Origin of the sequence: Pradoshia sp. D12 (genome assembly GCF_008935075.1) — a bacterium.
Lineage (GTDB): Bacteria > Bacillota > Bacilli > Bacillales > Pradoshiaceae > Pradoshia.
Genome location: NZ_CP044545.1, coordinates 2,165,216 through 2,182,082 on the forward strand (window position 1 = coordinate 2,165,216; position 16,867 = coordinate 2,182,082).

Sequence of the window (16,867 nt, forward strand, 5' to 3'; positions counted from 1 at the left end):
TTCACCTATCCTTTCTTTATATATTTCAAGAATTCCTGTTTGAAAGACTAAACAAATTACCATACTGCTTATTGGAGGTGGAATCATGTACAGAAATCAAATCGCTTTGGTCTTTTCTGATTTTGGTTTAGATCATCTTTATTTAAAATTTGAAGTGCCGCTTGAAGTTCATGGAATATTGAATGACCCGGAGACGTGTGAAATAATGGAACAATTTTTGTCCGTGTATGACTTTAATTCACAGGAAACTCTCTTATTTGATGAATTTTTCACTCATTTTAAGATATTTAAACGAATAATTACATTCACTAGTGATTTACCCATCCATTATATTGATTTATATAAACCGAGCAGTGAAATCTCTTACTAAATTGATTTTGGGATTTTGCAGGTAACGTTATATTCATACACCCGATACGACAAAATAACCAGACAATCGTTTCATGATTGCCTGGTATTCTTCTTAACGTTATTCACAATAAGTATGGCCCAAATAAACAGGTCATAACTAACAAATTATAGCCTATGTAGTAAAATAACCCAGCAAATAAACCTGTATCTTCCTTCATCACCCAGCGATAGATCATATACGTAACAATACTGATGATTAAAGGCCAAATAATCAAGCTACCATCGAAGTTTAAATATGATGGAGCCGCAAAGAATGATCTTTCTGATAAGACCTCATTCAGCATATAGATCATAGTACCGATATAGAGCAGAATTCCCACCGGCTCTACCCAACTGCGTTCATTCCTTTCGAAAATATCACTCTTGATAAACGACAGGATTCCGTAAAAGACCAATGGAGGAACAACCCATACCAGTCCAAGCACTAGCATAAAAAAGCCGCTGAATATGCCAGAAATAGAATAATATAGAGCGGAGGTATAATCTTCTTTGGTTATTTTTTGTGAAGATTCGATATATCGATCATCATCCGTTGTGCCGTTCAACACATATTCCTTCCCATCAAACGTTTGCCAAGTTATATAATTCTGATCAAGCCATTGAGGTCTGGCAGGTGTGTCTTCCGTATTACTTCTCCTCTCAGCTACCCAGGCTCCTTTTTGCTGCGTGGCATAGTAAACATTATACCCAGAACGCTTTGCAACTCGACTGCCCTCAGCAACAAATAAAATTGCCGGCTTATCATCCTGGTAGGAAATCTGCAAATAGCGAGGATTATCTAACTCACTCCCATTCTTCTCATCATAAAAAGTATACTTCTCATTTTTTTCAACTTTTGAAGTAGCTAAATCAAAGCTTAACTCCAACGCTTGATAGGCCCTTTGTCCCTGTGCCATCGAATATTTTTCGATAATAGCTGTAGCTTTTTTGTCTCCGGCATCATAGATGATATTCTCAATTGTTTCCCCGCCAGTTGCTGAATGCTCGAGCAGCTCTTTTAATTTTCCATTATACAATGAATAAAAATGAACCTCGGAATCAGATATTTGAAGTCCTACTAAAAAGGACTTACCATTTTTAGCCTGCAATCCTGTGTAAATAGGTTGATCATATGTATGTATAAGCTTTGTTTGACCTGTACCTGCATTATATTCTTTTAGTTCATTCTGATTCCAAAAGAGAACTCCAGCTTGGGTAGGTGAAAAAGAAGTAATGTCTTGAGCGATTACCTGATCCGTTCCCTCTTGGTTGATGGTTAACTTATCATCATCCATATAAATCAGCTGACCCTCGGACGCCCAAATTGGTTCTGCCGGCGCCACTTCGGCTTGGATAGATTCTTCTTTTAACATGTTGAAATTTTGATCCAATACTTTGTGAGAAACATCTGTCTCATCCGGCATAAAAATGTATAACTCATCATCTATTTGATAACTGTAATATTCCATTGGATATTTTGATGATGCTTTCAAATTGCTTGATCTTCCCCACCCATCATCAGGCAGAGTTGTTTCCAGTCTTACATTGTACACATAATAAAGCAGCAACATGATAAAACCTGTAATAATTGGTATAATTATAGCCTTCTTACTCAAATGAATCCCCCTTAATCTCTAGATCTTTATACTCATTTAAATAATATCACTATATTAGTTTAATTTGGTAGAATTTTCAATAAATTATAATAGTTTAAATTTTACATTTATTTATTAAACAAATCTTGTTAACTTCCCATAAAATATGTTAACCTATTATTTAAATTGGTTTACTTATTTTTCAGTTGAGGTGACTGTCTATGGCTCATGATAAAACGAAAAAGCTAGTTCTCGCAGCAATGTGTGCATCCATCATCTGTCTGTTAGCCCAAATCACCATTCCTTTGCCTCTCATTCCTATTACAGGACAAACATTAGCCGTTGGGATTGTGGCAACCATCTTGGGATCCAGACACAGTACGATTACAGTATTAGTCTATTTAACACTCGGTCTTATAGGCTTACCTGTATTCTCTCAATTCACAAGCGGATTAGGTATTTTATTTGGACCAACGGGCGGTTACTTAATCGGATTCATTCCGACAGCCTTTCTGATTGGGCTATGGTTAGAAAAAACATCCTATACATACAGTCAAGCTTTTTTCGCAAACCTAATCGGTATGTGTATCACCTTAACCGTTGGATGCGTTTGGTTAAAACTATTTGCAGCACTTACCTGGCAGGAAGCTTTAGTAACAGGTATTTATCCTTTTTTACCAGTCGGCATCATTAAAGCATTCCTAGCCGCATGGTTCGGCATCACTATAAGGCAACGCTTGAACTCTGCTAAACTATTACCAGCTCAAGCTAAAAGATACTCCTCCCTTTGAATTAGGTGGAGTATCTTTTGCTATATTGGGAAGGTATTATCTGTAAGCCGATATAAAGTATGTTTTTATCAGCTTCTCTATTACTGATTATATTTCTACTAGTTATCATAAAAGCAACTAGATACTCCATAGAAAATATGCAAAACTATATAATTCGTGCTGTAAAACCAAATAAAAGGCACCCTATTTGAGTGCCCACTAGTCAACATTTCCTCTATACTCCTTTCATTTTTTCTTAAAAACAAATTTTATTTAAAGTCACACAAAAGATTATCCATCAACCAATTCTACCATTTTGTAATTTTCAAAGTGCCAACTCAATAACAACTATTATTTTCTTTTGAGCATCCATTGGTAAACTAACCTTCCACCCTATTGGAATGGCATTGTTCGTTAAATTATTCTTAAATACCAGGTGTAACATTATATATTTTTCTACAATAAACTCTCGTTTCATTCTCTACACTTATGTCATTTACTAAGTATGGGTCCATTCAGTCCTTCTACTGATTGAGAAATTAAATTAATAAATATTTCCAAATATTATTGTATAATCTGTTCTAAATACTGTAAACTTTAATTGTCTGAATATTTAATGGTTTCTATTTAGGGGTTTTGTTATTTTGCGCAGATACTACTCAAAGGGGGATTTTTTAATGGGTTGGGATTACGAATATGATGTAGTAGTAGTCGGTTCTGGAGCAACAGGTTTTTCTGCCGCCATTACTGCAAAAAAAGAGGGATTAAGTACACTGCTAATTGAAAAGGAAAAGCATTTTGGAGGAGCTTCTGCTTTATCAGGCGGCGGTGTATGGGTTCCGAATAACAGATATTTAGTTGAGGCTGGTGTAGCCGATAGTTTTGAAGAGGCTAAATTATATTTAGATTCCACTGTAGGTGATTTAGTAAGTGATACAATTAAAGAAACCTATTTGAAAAAAGGGATCGAAATGCTGGATTATATGCATAATTTAAGCCCACATATGAGATTCTCCTATGCAAATAATTACTCTGACTATTACCCGACACATCCGGGTGGAAAAGGGATCGGCCGGTCGATCGAGCCCAAAGTAATTGATTTAAATAAATTAGAAGATTGGAAGAGCAAGCTTCTCCCTCCTGCTATGGATACAAAAGGTTTCGTTATGACAGGACAGGATTTCGTTAAAGTGAATATGATCACCAGGTCCTGGGCAGGAAAAAGAGCTTCTTTAACACTTGGATGGCGATTAATTAAGCATAAATTATTCAAAAAAGATTATGCCGCATTAGGTAGAGCTTTAATAGCTCGATTGGCTCTAACTTACAAAGATTTAAACGGTGAAATTTGGCTTGATTCACCATTTGTTGATTTTATTTACGAAAACGATAAAGTAACAGGCCTAATCGTAAACAAAAACGGTAAACAAGTAACAATCAAAATCAATAAAGGCTTAATTTTTGGATCAGGTGGATTTTCTCGGGATCAAGAAAAGAGAGATAAATATCTTCCAAGTCCACAAGATGTGAGTTGGACAAGCTCACCAAAAGGTCAAACTGGTGATATTATTGAGCCTTTCGCAAAATTGAATGCGAAGTTTGGTTTAATGGACAGAGTTTGGGGTGCACCTACTGTCATTAATCATTTGGGTATGCCATTTTTCTTAGTAGCAGATAGAGGCTTGCCGAATATGATTATCGTTGACCAAGACGGAAATCGTTATATTAATGAACCGACTCCATATCATGAATTCGTTGATAAAATGTATGAGCATAATGAAAAAACAGACGGGAAAGCCATCACTTCCTGGATTATTTTAGATGCAAGGGCTAAGAAAAGATATATCTTTACCGGCCTCTTCCCTGGGCAAGATTTCCCTCAAGCATACTATGACAATGATGTTGTTTTGAAAGGGAACACAGTCGAAGAACTAGAAAATAAATTAAATATCCCAAAAGGAAATTTAGTTAAAACAATGAACAGATTCAATGAATTTGCTCGAAATGGTAAGGATTTAGATTTCCATAGAGGTGAAACGCCACATGATCGATATTACGGCGATCCTTCTTTGCCAAATCCAAATTTACTTGAAATCAATGAGACCCCCTACTATGCAATGAAAGTCTACCCAGGGGATATCGGCACTAAAGGCGGGGTAGTTACAGACGAATTAGCAAGGGTTGTCAAAGAAGACGGCACTGTATTTGATAATGTATACGCTTGTGGTAACTGCTCATCATCCATTATGGGGCATTCTTACCCTGGGCCAGGAGCAACATTGGGACCAGGTATGACCTTTGGTTACGTAGCTTCCATGCACTGTAAGGATAAAAAATAAGAGACTTTTTAAACCCAGACAAAAGCATTTGAACAGCTAAAGTTCTTATGCTTTTGTTATTTCTATCAATATCTTTCTTCTTTTATACAAAAGGAAAAATACCTCCATTTTTAAAATGGTTAACCGTACTAAAGACCGTTCCATGGTAATACAGACAAAAAGAACAACCAGATACTTGTTCTTTTTTACTCAGTGCTTCATTCACGTTTTTTTAGATTATTTGGAAATTCATACCATTTCTCAAAAAATATATTCATGTTGTTCTCCTCCTTCGTTCTTCATTAACGCAACATCTCTAACTGGAAATTATTTGTAAATGGAAATTACAGTAAAATACCTCTCCCTTCCATGCTATAATAAGATCCTAATTTCACCAAAGGAGTGCACAACAGTGACGAAGCGATTTTTCATTATTATGTTTGGAGCGTTGTTGTTGACGGCTTGTTCGAACGCAACAAAAGACACAAACAATGAAACAACTTCTACCACCACTAACGTTCAAGAAAACGATCAGCAGGAAGTCAACTTGGAATTCACCCAAGAAAAATATTATATCGAAACCGGTGATGACACGACCATTTACTACTATGCCGAACTGGAAAATACCAGCAACATCCCAGCAGTGTTGTATTCTTTTGACTTAGCGGCAGAAGACAAAGACGGAAATGTATTAGGTGCCCAAATGGGCGGAAGCAGTTACCCGCACATTGTCAATCCAGGGGAGAAAACCTATATTTCGAATACCCTCTTTATTGAAGAACCTATCAAACAAGAGAACATCGCCAAAGTGTATTGCGTGCCTGAGTATGACAAGGCATCTGAGGAATATGTCGGTGTTAATGTGGAAAACCCTGTATTAAAAGAAGATGAGTACAAAATGTACACAGTAACAGGCAAACTTGTGAATTCGACAGATGAAGAGTTTGATGCATCCTATGCAGCCGTTTTACTAGATGAAAATAACCAAATGGTCGCAGTCTTGTCAGGCTATGCGGACAGCTTGAAAAAAGGCCAACCAAAGCCATTTGAAACGTATGAATATCTGCCAGAAGCGGTAAAAGGAAAAGTCAAAAGTGTAAAAGTGATTTCCTGTAAACATTAAGAAATAAAAGCGGTTCCCGTGTGATCTGATTCAAGAAATTTAGACATATATAATTAGGCTGCTTCAAGACCTGAGTTCTGTATTCAACTGGACTCAGGTCTTTTAATTTCGCCTTCATTTGTTTTTGTGATTGTAATAATGGATTTAGTCCGCCATTTCTTTCTCAAAATACTCCAAACTCTTAAATTCCCGGAGAAAAAGAAGCTCGGACTTCAATAAGCCCTTAACCGTATCGGAAAAGCCATTTGATAGTTCTTTTTGTTTATTGTACTTTTTTATACTTTCGCCAGATATTTTTCTTTATAAGACAACCCTTGCCCTAATAGATATGCACCAATCATTTGCATAACCGTTTTCACGATAATCTGACCAATAATTGCAGCTGGTACAGCTGACCAAGGAATATATCCAGCTCCTAATGGGCTTAGTCCTACAATGACGAACACAACTGAATCTAATAAACCACCAACCATTCCACTATAAAAGACACGCCAAGCCATCGGAAGTTTTAAACGTGTATAAATTTCTGTATCTGTTGTTTCTGCGATTAAGAATGATAGCGCAGAGGCTGCGACGATAATTAGAGTATCTCCTAATAAATAAGATGCAGTTGCTGATAATACTAAAGCTAAGAAAATAAAACCATAGGTCCTCTTACGACCAAGTTTATTTTGAACCAAATCACGGAAGATAAAGGTTGCACCAATTAAGAACGATCCCATTGGAATAATGAATATCCAAAATTCTAATGGAGCAAAGCGCGCTGTCAGTACATTTGCCGTTACAATTGATACTAAATAGAATAGAATGCGTATCATATTGATCCTCCTATATGCTGTTTGGTATGTAAATATGTGTGCATTCCTTGCAGACGCAGCTTACAAGCGGGACATTCACCACAGCCGTCCGCTTTAATACCGTGATAACACGTTAAGGTCTTTTCTTTCACAAAATCAAATGCACCTAATTCATCTGCTAAGGACCATGTTTCTGCTTTGTTCAACCACATTAAAGGTGTGTGTATAACAAAGGCTTCTTCCATTGATAAATTGATTGTGACATTAAATGATTTTATAAAAATATCACGACAATCTGGATATCCGCTAAAATCTGTTTCACAAACACCTGTAATAATATGCTTTGCACCAATTTGTCTCGCTAATACACCTGCAAAAGATAAAAATAATAAATTGCGACCCGGTACAAACGTTGATGGCAACTCTCCTTCCGCACCATCCTTCACCTCAATATCAGCGCGTGTTAATGCATTCGGAGCAAGTTGATTAAGTAATGACATATCTAAAATATGTTGATGGACGTTTAATTCATTAGCGATTTGTTTTGCACATTCAATTTCTAATGCATGTCGTTGCCCATAATTAAATGTCACAACCTCTACCTCTCCAAAATTTTTCATTGCCCAGAACAAGCATGTCGTACTATCTTGTCCGCCGCTAAACACGACTAATGCTTTTTCTTGCTTCATGATCTTTCCCCCCTCCCAAGATAAAAGGATTTTAACGAATTGTGGTAACACTCAGTTAGCGATTATCAATTTTTTCGGGATATAAATCGTGATTCATTAAGCGATGATTTGCGATTTCTTCATATTTCGTACCTGCACGGCCATAGTTACACCAAGGGTCGATTGATATACCCCCGCGTGGAGTAAATTTGCCCCATACCTCGATATAACGAGGATCCAGAAGTTTAATTAAGTCATTCATAATGATATTGACACAGTCTTCGTGGAAGTCTCCATGATTGCGGAAACTAAATAAATATAATTTTAGTGACTTACTTTCTACAATTTTTTTATTTGGAATATACGAAATATACATGGTCGCAAAATCCGGTTGCTGCGTAATTGGGCAAAGACTTGTAAACTCAGGGCAATTAAACTTAACAAAGTAATCACGGTCTGAATGTAAATTATCTACAGACTCTAATACTTCAGGTGCATAATTAAATGCATACTTCACATTTTGATTTCCCAATAACGTTAAATCCTCTAATCCTTCTGTTTGTTGTCGACCAGACATAAATAACCCTCCTTGAATTAGATATCTAATCATTCCAAGGAGGGCCATACTCTTTTTCTATAAAAATAACTACTTAGAAAGTCAAAAAAGCCACGTCCAATATATGGACATGGCGAGAATGACATGTATCCATAGTTTTTTATAGAGGGTATCCGCTATGAACCTCTCCTGAAAATCTTCAGATATTATTTTAATTACATCTTATCATATCACACCCGATAATGGTTATAAAAGGAAAAAAGTTAACAGATGTAAGTTGAATCACGGGTGTTTCATAAAATATGGAGCTGAGCTAAAAATGATAAACACAAGTTAGACGATAAAAGTATTTTGGCAATTTTACACAAATAAATGGCCAGATGACTATTATCTAAAGGTCTGATGGTTTATTAATCAAACTCAATTATTTCTTTCTCCTTCGGTTTTTCATATCATACGAACCAGACTTGTATACAAGTTCTTGTATCGCTATTACTGGTTATGTTACTATTTTATATACTTATATTACGTATCGGAGGAAACATATATGATTATCGATCAGTTATCAAATGCTCCATTATATGATGGAGTGCATCCTAGATTAAAGAAAGCCTTCGCTTTTTTAATGGAAAATGATTTGCAAGCCTTGCCGGTAGGAAAGTATGAAATTGAAAATGACAAGGTCTTCGTAATGATTCAAGAGTATGAAACAAAGCTCATTGAAGACTGTCGCCTGGAAGCTCATTACTCATATACGGATATCCAATACGTCATTAAAGGCGAGGAAAGAATGGTTTATATAAATAAGGAAGATACAGAAGTCGTAGAGGAACAAAAAGAAAATGATGTTATGTTCTTGAATGGCGAGGGTAATCATCTTATCGTGAAAGAAGGATGTTTTGCTGTGTTTATGCCCCAAGATGCTCATATGCCAGGTGTTTGTGTGCAACAACCGCAAACTGTAAAAAAAGCAGTAGTAAAAGTATTGTGTGATTAATGGAAGAGGCAAAATCAATTCATGATTTTGCCTCTCTTAATCTTTGTCGTGATTGCGGAAAGTTTTTCAACGACCTAACTAACACTCCTATATCTGGCACTCGTTATCTTGGAAAGTGGTCTACTTTCTTTCATTTAATAGTTGAGGGTTACACCTTGCCGAAGATTGCCAAAAGACTAAAAATCCATTTGTCTACCGCATTTTACTGGCGACATAAGGTGCTTTTTGCCCTTCGTTCATTGGGATTTCAAACTTTAAAAGGAATTATCGAAAGCGATGAGACCTTTTTCAAAGAGTCTTTCAAAGGCCGAGAAGTAATTGATAGAAAGGCTAAGAAGCGTGGAGGTAGAGATGAACCAGCCTCAAACATATTTCTACAAGTAGGGGGTGAACAGTTTAGCGGACGGGATCATTTGTCCCACTGCCCCTTACGTTCTACCCTGGCTACTGATAGATTAAATTCAAATGAAAAAAGTTCAACCAGAAAGTTCTGGCTGAACTATATAATACGAACCTGCCCCTTTACTTCAACAAGATATTCAACCACAAAAAAGCATTAATCTTTCTAGGATGAACGCCACTGTTTAATAATTTGGGATCTAACCTGTCCCACTGCTCGGGCAGGAATCGCCCGTCTTTCACTGCCATCCTGTCTTTGTATAATCAACATTGATATATAAAAGATCCTTATTTATAAATTTCTAGCAGCGTCTTTTATAGCCAAATCTCCGAGGAATGAATTTGTTTATTTATTTTTACCGTTTTTTTCGTTGCCGTGTTTAAAGTTCCCTGTAATTTTAGCTAATAAAAGCTGTACTTCCATTATATCTTCTGCTGCATTTAATTTTTCTATAAGTTGCGCAGCCTTCCCATCCTTTACAATTTTGATTTGCTTGCCTTCGTAATAGATGATCACTGTCCCTTTTTTCGTTATTTGGTAATTGAATGGCTCTTCCTTTAATCTGTTGCGTTTATCTATTTCACTCACCATATTACCCCCTAATCGTTCGACAAAATAGCTTACAAGCCATTTTGTATAAATATATTCTCTTTGAGGACATTCTTTCTTGAACTTAATTATAATGCCTTGGTCAAGCTTGATGTCTTTATATATGTCGTTTATTTTCCCGGTGGTATGTAAAACCATTATTATATATATGTCTTTAAAAATAATATAAGTCCTTTTTTCGCTAACCTGCCCCGTTTGTTCAATAAGCTACTATAATCTAACCGTACCATAAAATGGATATAAATCAGCCTTTTTTATAAAGCAACAATCTTTACGAAAACAGCCTATTTTTAAGACGAAGTGTATTTAAAATGGCTTCGATTTGAGAGAACATATTGAAGTTTGACGAACGACAAGCCATCTTGAAATGCTAAAAATCCCTTTTCTCCTAGCAGAGAAGGGATTTGGATTTTGGCTAAAAGACCTTTTTGAAAGTGGTTGAAGCATGGTCGGTCAAAATGTGTGCGGTAGATGAAAGCATATTCCCGACAATAAAGGATAAGAAAGACAACTTATGTTGAATAACGAATTCCTCTAAATGATTGATATAAATTCCATATGGCACATCTGTCAGGATACTCATCGCTCCTGCTCCCAGCATGATCCAAGCCATCATATACAGATATCTGATGATATCTCCAATCACATACCCATGTGTCCAGATGGAGCGATGCTTAAATTTTTGGTAGGGAATCCACATGAACCGTAAGAATCCCCACCTCCGATACGGATTGCTTTTTATATCCAAATCAGGGTTCATCCAATAAGTGCCGAAGAGATATCCTATAATCACGGAAATCCCATGCACATATTGTTGAGAACTGATCAATACGGCCCCAATTCCAATAGCTAAAAATACTAGGTTTATTTTCTTATGCGCTTTCCCGTTTGCCACCCTAATCCTCCGTTTTGTTCTTTTATGACGGTTCTCCTGAACCAGCCATTGTTTTCCATTATAGGGGATAATCAGAGCTGGGAACACATTTTCGCTCAAAACAAGTGTTCGCTCTTCTGTTCGTCGTCGAAAAAACAAAAAAGCCAATAATTTTGGTTTTTTATCTAGGCATGATTCAGAATTGTAGAATGAATTTTCCCAGATTCAAAAGTCGCATTACTTCTTTTGAATAAAAGAAATAATATCAATATATAGAGCTGTCATTTCTTCTGGTGTTTTGTCTAAACCATTTTGAACCCATTGTTCGACTAATCCTAAAAAAGCAGATGTGATAAAAGATAAAAAATATTCCATAGGGGCCTTTAACCTTGCATTAATGCTATCATTTTTCTCTAAATTCAAACGTACTTTTTCTGAAAAGGCATCCCTGAATCTAATATGAAAACCTGCTCTACCATGATTGCTTAAGAAAATTTTTAATATTGGTGCATGCATTTTAATTGAACTAAATAGAGAAGCAGCTATTTGCTCTTGTCCATTTTCAAATGTATGTATGGAAGAGTAGCGAGATTGTAATTCGTCAATATGATTTCCTAAATCTCTAAACAATTGTTGTTCTATTTGATCAAGCAAATCGAATTTATCTTGATAGTGTAAATAAAAAGTTCCTCGATTAATTTGTGCGGTTTTTGTTATATCCCCGATCGTAATTTGTTCAAACGGCTTATTCTCTAAAATTTGCAAAAATGACATTTGAATTAGTTGTTTAGTTTTACGGTTTTTTTCTTCATAAATACTCACAAAAATCCCTCTATTTCTAAAAATGAACAAGCTGTTCACTTTTGTTCATTGCTTCTGTTTATACCTTGATTATAAAATGAATAAATATTACTGAACAATATGTTGTTTATTAAGAAAGGAAGAAATTGATTGAGATTATTTAAAGAAAAATTAGCTTGGGCTGCTCCTATTGCAGTAATTTTAATTATTGCGTTATTCTCATTAAATTTATTTGCTCAAGGTAACCCACAAGTAAGAAATTTACCAGTTGCACTTATAGTAAATGATGAAGGCGTACATGTAGATGCCGTGAAATCGGCAGTTGAACAAATGAGTAAAGGCACTGACGGCGAAGAACCAATGTTAGCTTTTACAAATGAAAAAGAAGAAGATATTGAAGATTTATTTGATGATAAACAGTATTATGCTGCATTAGTCATTCCTGAAGGTTATAATGATACATTGCAAAATGCGCTGACTAACAACTCTCCAGCAACTTTACAGGTATATATTAACCAAGGTTATAACATAACTGGTGCGAACTATGCTAAGACTGCTTTAACTGCTTTAATTACCCAATTAAACAACCAATATTCTTCAAATTTTATTGCGCAAATGGACGGTCAACAAATCGAGGCTAACAAGGCAGCTGTACTTGTGAATCCGATTGTTTCTGAAGAAAAAGTATTCAATGCCGTTACAGCCTCAACTGCAAACGGAAGTGCTCCAACCTTAATGGCAGTTCCTGCTTGGGTAGGTGCGTTAATCGGTGGTTTCATAGTATTTTTAGCTTCTTCAAACATTTTGAAAAAAGAATTATTAACTCGGAAACAAGCGTTACACCTAATGGGAGGTCAAGCATTATTCGGCATAATTATTGCCCTATTCTCTGGTTTTACCGTTGCAACGCTTGGTTTAATCGCTGGTATTAATATGCCTAGCTACTTCTTGGTTGGTTCGTTCGTATCGTTTGCAGCCTTCTGTTTCTTTTTATTAGTCTCCGGAGTAACTGCATGGATCGGTAAACCAGCCATTACCTTATTCATGGTTGTAATGCTGTTAGGTATGGGTGTTTTAATGACACCACAAGAAATGCTTCCTGATTTCTTTGTAAACTTCATTCGTCCATGGGTTCCTATCCGATTTGCCTCTGAAGGTTTACGTGAAATCTTCTATTTCGGTAGCGGCTTCTATACTGGCCAATCATTCAACACCATTTTAGGAATTGGTATTGCAGGTTTAGTGATGTATGTTCTGTCTATTTTTAAACCAGTACGTGCACAAAAAACTAAAGCTAAATAAGTGTATTTATATTGATGTGCTCTGACAACATTCTGAATATTCGACTTCAGTCAATCCAACTAGATCTGTCCTTTTAAGTGCCTTATACTACTTAAGCATGAATAGAAACAGGTACATCAGTAGATTTAAAATCAAAGCCGTTAGAATTTTACTCGTCGTAAAACTCTAACGGCTTTTTTGTATATTCGTAGATTTGTCCCAGTCTCTTTCGATTCCGTACCTATTCATGATTTTTACGTTTCACAGGAATCTATTTAAATGAGGTTTTTATTTAATTGGATGTGATTCTAATTATTCTAATTTTGGTTTTCTCCTAAACTGTATACTTCTTGAAATTTCCCAAAAGCAAAACAATCCTATCCTTTATATAAGATATACACCGTCACCCCGATGGTGTATTAAGTGTAAGTATCAGTTTATATTAAAATAAAAGTTAAATGTTTCTCTGCTTTATTTAAATCTCAGTCCATGCAAGCTGCCTTTTATAGTCAACTTTGTATACCTGAACTGCATTTAATAAACCTCATCTTATTTCATTTGATTTTTATACTCTTCAATTTTAATAGCATCTCTAAAATACTCTTTCCAATATAATCCATATCTATCTTTAGCTTCTCTTATACAACTATGGAAGCTGCTATTTTGCAACTTTAATTTTATAACGAAAGGACCAGAATCCTGTGTTTCTATGAGCTCAAAAAACTTTAGAATATCAATAATTTCTTGGTAAGGTAATGCATTTATATCCGTACCATCTAGATTAGTTTTGAATATACTTGCAGGAGTTAATTTGCATTCTTTACTTTTAGTAAGAACATCAAATATATTAAAAAATTTATCGCTCAGTAACATATTTAAGGGCGCAACTTCCTTTTCATTTAAATACTGAATAAATCTATAGGCTGGATTCGATTTTTCTAAATTTAATTTACTTTTTATTTCTTCAACATCCATTCCTTCTAATTTATATAGAAAACTTTGGATTTCTTTAATACTTATATTATCTTTATGCACAAAGTTTATCTTTTCTATCTCACCTTTTAACAAAGGTGGTACTCGAATATCATCTAAAAGCACACAGACAAAAGGTTTTTCTTTTTCTATACAATATTCTACTTCCTCCATTACCCATTTGAAATTTTCAGCTACATTTCTTGAATAAAACACTATTACTATGTCACTTTCATCAATTTTTTTAGTTATTTCTCCTATTATAGATTTTCCCGGAATGAATTCATGAGTATCTAAAAGTGCTTTATGCTTTTTTTCATTACTTTCTATTAAGTTTATATAGGGAGTTATTCTTCCTTTATCTTTAGTTGAGTGACTAATAAAAAACTTCATCATTCTTTTCTCATCTCCCTTTTTATTTTCTAAGTAGTCATTAAAACTTAGTATAGATAATCTTGATCGAGGATTTTTCTTAGTGAGTTTTTCAATAATACTCAGTAACTCATAAAAGACTTCTTGTATAGGAGATTTTAGTATAATATCTTTACTATAGACTTCTTTAAATGCGTCACTATTATTCTTCCATACTCTCTTTGGATTAAACTGTAATGAGATAGAATTTAAACTATTAATTTTATCCATTTCTTTAAGGAAGAGACTAAAAGCAATTAGGCCTATTCTAAAAGATATCTTTAATTCATTTTTGATATGCTGTCTATCAAAAAATTCTTCTGGAGCACTCAAATATAAGCTTCTATCTTTTACTGGGTTTGGATTTAATCTAACCTCCATATCATGGTAAATAGAAGTTTTTATCCATAAATTTTTGGAGTTTACGAAAGTAGGATTATTCATATATTGATTATTATTCTTAATTAAGGTAATAACCTTTTTTAAGAAAATATAGATATCTTTCACACTATTAAATGTAGCATGTAAGCTATGTAGTGTGAAAAATCCTTCACTTGGTTCCAAAACTGCTTCCTGGACATTCTTTGCAATCAGTAGCTTATATAATTCCTGATATTCTCTTCTCAAAAAATTAAAAAAAGCTATATGCATCTTCTCATTTGAATTCTCAAACTGTTCTAGTAATGATGAATCTTTTAAAAAGGCATCTACTATAAATTGGCCACAATTACTTGTTTCATAAATGTTTTTTTCTATAATTTTATCAATGATTGCTGACTTGAACCGTGTTGAGAAGCCTATTCCTTTTGCACCTGTACTCCTTGACATATGATATATAATAGAATTAATTAGATAAGGATTTGTTCTCTCTAACCTATTAAAACATTTATTAATAACTGTAGTTAAAATAAATATTTCTACCTTTTGAGATTTTGAGGTATTTAATAAATATAATTCAACAATACCCGTATCACTGGGAATCACCTTACCCAATTCATCTCGAAGTTTGATATTCCAATTGTGCAAATTTGCTATTGCCGCACCAACATAGATTTCATAAGGACGATCTAAATAGATACTATTAATACTAACTACATTGAGGTTCTTTTCTTTAAATCTATAGTTGAAAAGCTTTTCTAATAAATAGGTTACTTTTTCAGGTTTTGTATCCATTTGTGATACCAATAAAGGAAAGGATGCGGGATCACCTTTTCTAATTAAATTATTAGCTGCAAAATTAACCTTCCTCTTTCTTAATTTTTCAAGTTCCTTGAAATCTCCTTTAGCTTGCGGAATCTTTTCATTTTTAGTTATTTCATCTTTATATTGCTGAAGTAACTTATACAACTCTTCGTCAGATTCATCTTGTAGCGGTGACAACTTCTCTTTTTGCTCTTTTCTAAACTCTTCTAATTCTTCATCATCTTCAACTTTATATACTTTTGTTTTACCAGCATTTATTTCTAGACCTAATTCCCATAAATGAGCCTGCAAATATAATAGACTTTTCTCTACTTCTTGTTTAGTCTTCCCCAAAATCCTTATATCATCTACATAACGAATATAATTAAATTTCGTAAATTCTTTCATGTTATGATCTAAATCATTTAAATATAAATTACTTAAAAAATAGGCCAAAGCCCCTCCTTGGGGAATACCTTTATCTGACTTTTTTCTATTACCTTTTAGTGAATAAAAGCTTTTTAAATAGGTTGGAATTAGTATTCTTATGATATAAGAGTAAGTTTCATCTTTGAGATGTCGTTTTAACATACTCATTAGAATGTCATGGTCAATATGATCAAAATAAGAAACAAGGTCTGTCTCACATACCCATCTATTCCCTGCTTGTATTTTATAAATAGTTTGATTTAAAAATTTATTGTACTGTTTAAAATAAGGTATGAATGTTGCAGCAGAGAATTTTGTTTTTTTCTTGGAATCCTGTTAGCACAACTCCAATAGTAAAATTTAGTGTCTAATTTTCTTCCTATAAAATTCAAGATTGCATGCGACACTATTTGATCTTCGATTTCCATAAAAGAGTTTTTTCTTAATAACCCATTATTTTTAGGCATTAAAAAAATTTGCTTATTAGAAAACCTATACTGGTTATTCTTCAATCTATGATAAAGATCCAATATTATTTGATCGATATAAGTATCATAAAAACTCATCTCTGAATGTATTTTAAACTTTGTTACATCTTGGACTATAGCGTTTCTACATCTCATCCAAGCAATATATAACTCCTCTTTACCAAATGGATCTTTAATCATTAAACAAACTCTCTCTTTCAAAAAAA

General features: G+C 34.4%; 15 protein-coding genes and 2 pseudogenes. 7 read left to right on the plus strand and 10 right to left on the minus strand.

All coding sequences use genetic code 11. The annotated features are described in order from the left end of the window. The first annotated feature begins 85 nt into the window (after window positions 1-85). Window positions 86-370, plus strand: a complete 285-nt coding sequence (locus F7984_RS10350; RefSeq protein WP_066103440.1) for a hypothetical protein — start codon at window positions 86-88, stop codon at window positions 368-370. A 103-nt stretch (window positions 371-473) separates the two neighbouring features. On the opposite strand, the gene F7984_RS10355 is transcribed toward F7984_RS10350, so the two are convergent. Beyond that, window positions 474-2,006, minus strand: coding sequence for a hypothetical protein (locus tag F7984_RS10355; protein ID WP_140461528.1), 1,533 nt, complete (start codon window positions 2,004-2,006; stop codon window positions 474-476). A gap of 200 nt (window positions 2,007-2,206) precedes the next feature. Between F7984_RS10355 and F7984_RS10360 the strand changes: the two genes are divergently transcribed. The 3 genes from F7984_RS10360 to F7984_RS10370 all read left to right on the plus strand — a co-directional run bounded on the left by F7984_RS10360 (window position 2,207) and on the right by F7984_RS10370 (window position 6,196). Next, on the plus strand, window positions 2,207-2,776 hold the full coding sequence (locus F7984_RS10360; protein WP_139891851.1) for a biotin transporter BioY: 570 nt from the start codon (window positions 2,207-2,209) through the stop codon (window positions 2,774-2,776). Window positions 2,777-3,432: 656 nt separating this feature from the next. Then, window positions 3,433-5,094 carry an FAD-dependent oxidoreductase gene (locus tag F7984_RS10365; protein WP_140461529.1) on the plus strand — a complete coding sequence of 554 codons (1,662 nt, stop codon included), beginning with the start codon at window positions 3,433-3,435 and terminating at the stop codon, window positions 5,092-5,094. Window positions 5,095-5,485: 391 nt separating this feature from the next. After that, window positions 5,486-6,196: a hypothetical protein gene (locus F7984_RS10370; RefSeq protein ID WP_140461530.1), complete on the plus strand. Its 711-nt coding sequence runs from the start codon at window positions 5,486-5,488 to the stop codon at window positions 6,194-6,196. Between the two features lie 64 nt (window positions 6,197-6,260). On the opposite strand, the pseudogene F7984_RS19385 reads toward F7984_RS10370, so the two are convergent. The 4 genes and pseudogenes from F7984_RS19385 to queF all read right to left on the minus strand — a co-directional run. Continuing rightward, window positions 6,261-6,421 (minus strand): annotated as a pseudogene (locus F7984_RS19385) (IS3 family transposase); the annotation flags it as partial. Window positions 6,422-6,471: 50 nt separating this feature from the next. After that, window positions 6,472-7,011 carry a VUT family protein gene (locus F7984_RS10375; protein ID WP_066104272.1) on the minus strand — a complete coding sequence of 180 codons (540 nt, stop codon included), beginning with the start codon at window positions 7,009-7,011 and terminating at the stop codon, window positions 6,472-6,474. Continuing rightward, the gene (gene queC, locus F7984_RS10380; protein ID WP_140461531.1) at window positions 7,011-7,682 is read right to left on the minus strand and encodes a 7-cyano-7-deazaguanine synthase QueC; all 672 of its coding nucleotides are present in this window, start codon (window positions 7,680-7,682) and stop codon (window positions 7,011-7,013) included. Before queC ends, F7984_RS10375 begins: the two co-directional genes overlap by 1 nt. A gap of 55 nt (window positions 7,683-7,737) precedes the next feature. Continuing rightward, window positions 7,738-8,238, minus strand: coding sequence for a preQ(1) synthase (gene queF, locus F7984_RS10385; RefSeq protein ID WP_066103416.1), 501 nt, complete (start codon window positions 8,236-8,238; stop codon window positions 7,738-7,740). Between the two features lie 526 nt (window positions 8,239-8,764). On the opposite strand from queF, the gene F7984_RS10390 reads away from it, so the two are divergent. Both F7984_RS10390 and F7984_RS10395 read left to right on the plus strand, forming a co-directional pair. Continuing rightward, window positions 8,765-9,214 (plus strand): NanQ anomerase/TabA/YiaL family protein, encoded by a 450-nt coding sequence (locus tag F7984_RS10390; protein ID WP_140461532.1) that lies wholly within the window; start codon window positions 8,765-8,767, stop codon window positions 9,212-9,214. A gap of 41 nt (window positions 9,215-9,255) precedes the next feature. Continuing rightward, window positions 9,256-9,570: pseudogene (locus F7984_RS10395) on the plus strand (transposase); the annotation flags it as partial. 389 nt (window positions 9,571-9,959) lie between these two features. Here the strand turns inward: F7984_RS10395 and F7984_RS10400 are convergent. The 3 genes from F7984_RS10400 to F7984_RS10410 all read right to left on the minus strand — a co-directional run bounded on the left by F7984_RS10400 (window position 9,960) and on the right by F7984_RS10410 (window position 11,919). After that, window positions 9,960-10,202 carry a hypothetical protein gene (locus F7984_RS10400; RefSeq protein WP_066103409.1) on the minus strand — a complete coding sequence of 81 codons (243 nt, stop codon included), beginning with the start codon at window positions 10,200-10,202 and terminating at the stop codon, window positions 9,960-9,962. Between the two features lie 436 nt (window positions 10,203-10,638). Continuing rightward, entirely contained in the window at window positions 10,639-11,256 is a 618-nt protein-coding gene (locus F7984_RS10405; RefSeq protein WP_192796799.1) for a metal-binding protein, read from the minus strand. Between the two features lie 78 nt (window positions 11,257-11,334). Continuing rightward, a complete protein-coding gene (locus tag F7984_RS10410; RefSeq protein ID WP_066103403.1) occupies window positions 11,335-11,919 on the minus strand; it encodes a TetR/AcrR family transcriptional regulator in 585 nt (194 codons plus the stop codon). A 129-nt stretch (window positions 11,920-12,048) separates the two neighbouring features. Here F7984_RS10410 and F7984_RS10415 point away from each other — a divergent pair, with 129 nt between their 5' ends. Next, window positions 12,049-13,200: a YhgE/Pip domain-containing protein gene (locus tag F7984_RS10415; protein WP_140461534.1), complete on the plus strand. Its 1,152-nt coding sequence runs from the start codon at window positions 12,049-12,051 to the stop codon at window positions 13,198-13,200. A 528-nt stretch (window positions 13,201-13,728) separates the two neighbouring features. Here F7984_RS10415 and F7984_RS10420 read toward each other — a convergent pair. Both F7984_RS10420 and F7984_RS10425 read right to left on the minus strand, forming a co-directional pair. Next, entirely contained in the window at window positions 13,729-16,467 is a 2,739-nt protein-coding gene (locus F7984_RS10420) for a reverse transcriptase domain-containing protein (RefSeq protein ID WP_308810537.1), read from the minus strand. Next, complete coding sequence (locus F7984_RS10425; RefSeq protein WP_140461536.1) at window positions 16,434-16,841, minus strand: hypothetical protein; 408 nt, start codon at window positions 16,839-16,841, stop codon at window positions 16,434-16,436. Before F7984_RS10425 ends, F7984_RS10420 begins: the two co-directional genes overlap by 34 nt. Window positions 16,842-16,867 lie beyond the last annotated feature (26 nt).

Bases quoted from the DNA above. Each gene is read 5' to 3' on its own strand.
- F7984_RS10365 (WP_140461529.1), top strand. From the start codon at position 3,433: ATGGGTTGGGATTACGAATATGATGTAGTAGTAGTCGGTTCTGGAGCA.
- F7984_RS10390 (WP_140461532.1), top strand. From the start codon at position 8,765: ATGATTATCGATCAGTTATCAAATGCTCCATTATATGATGGAGTGCAT.
- F7984_RS10425 (WP_140461536.1), bottom strand. From the start codon at position 16,841: ATGATTAAAGATCCATTTGGTAAAGAGGAGTTATATATTGCTTGGATG.
- F7984_RS10350 (WP_066103440.1), top strand. From the start codon at position 86: ATGTACAGAAATCAAATCGCTTTGGTCTTTTCTGATTTTGGTTTAGAT.
- queC (WP_140461531.1), bottom strand. From the start codon at position 7,682: ATGAAGCAAGAAAAAGCATTAGTCGTGTTTAGCGGCGGACAAGATAGT.
- queF (WP_066103416.1), bottom strand. From the start codon at position 8,238: ATGTCTGGTCGACAACAAACAGAAGGATTAGAGGATTTAACGTTATTG.
- F7984_RS10360 (WP_139891851.1), top strand. From the start codon at position 2,207: ATGGCTCATGATAAAACGAAAAAGCTAGTTCTCGCAGCAATGTGTGCA.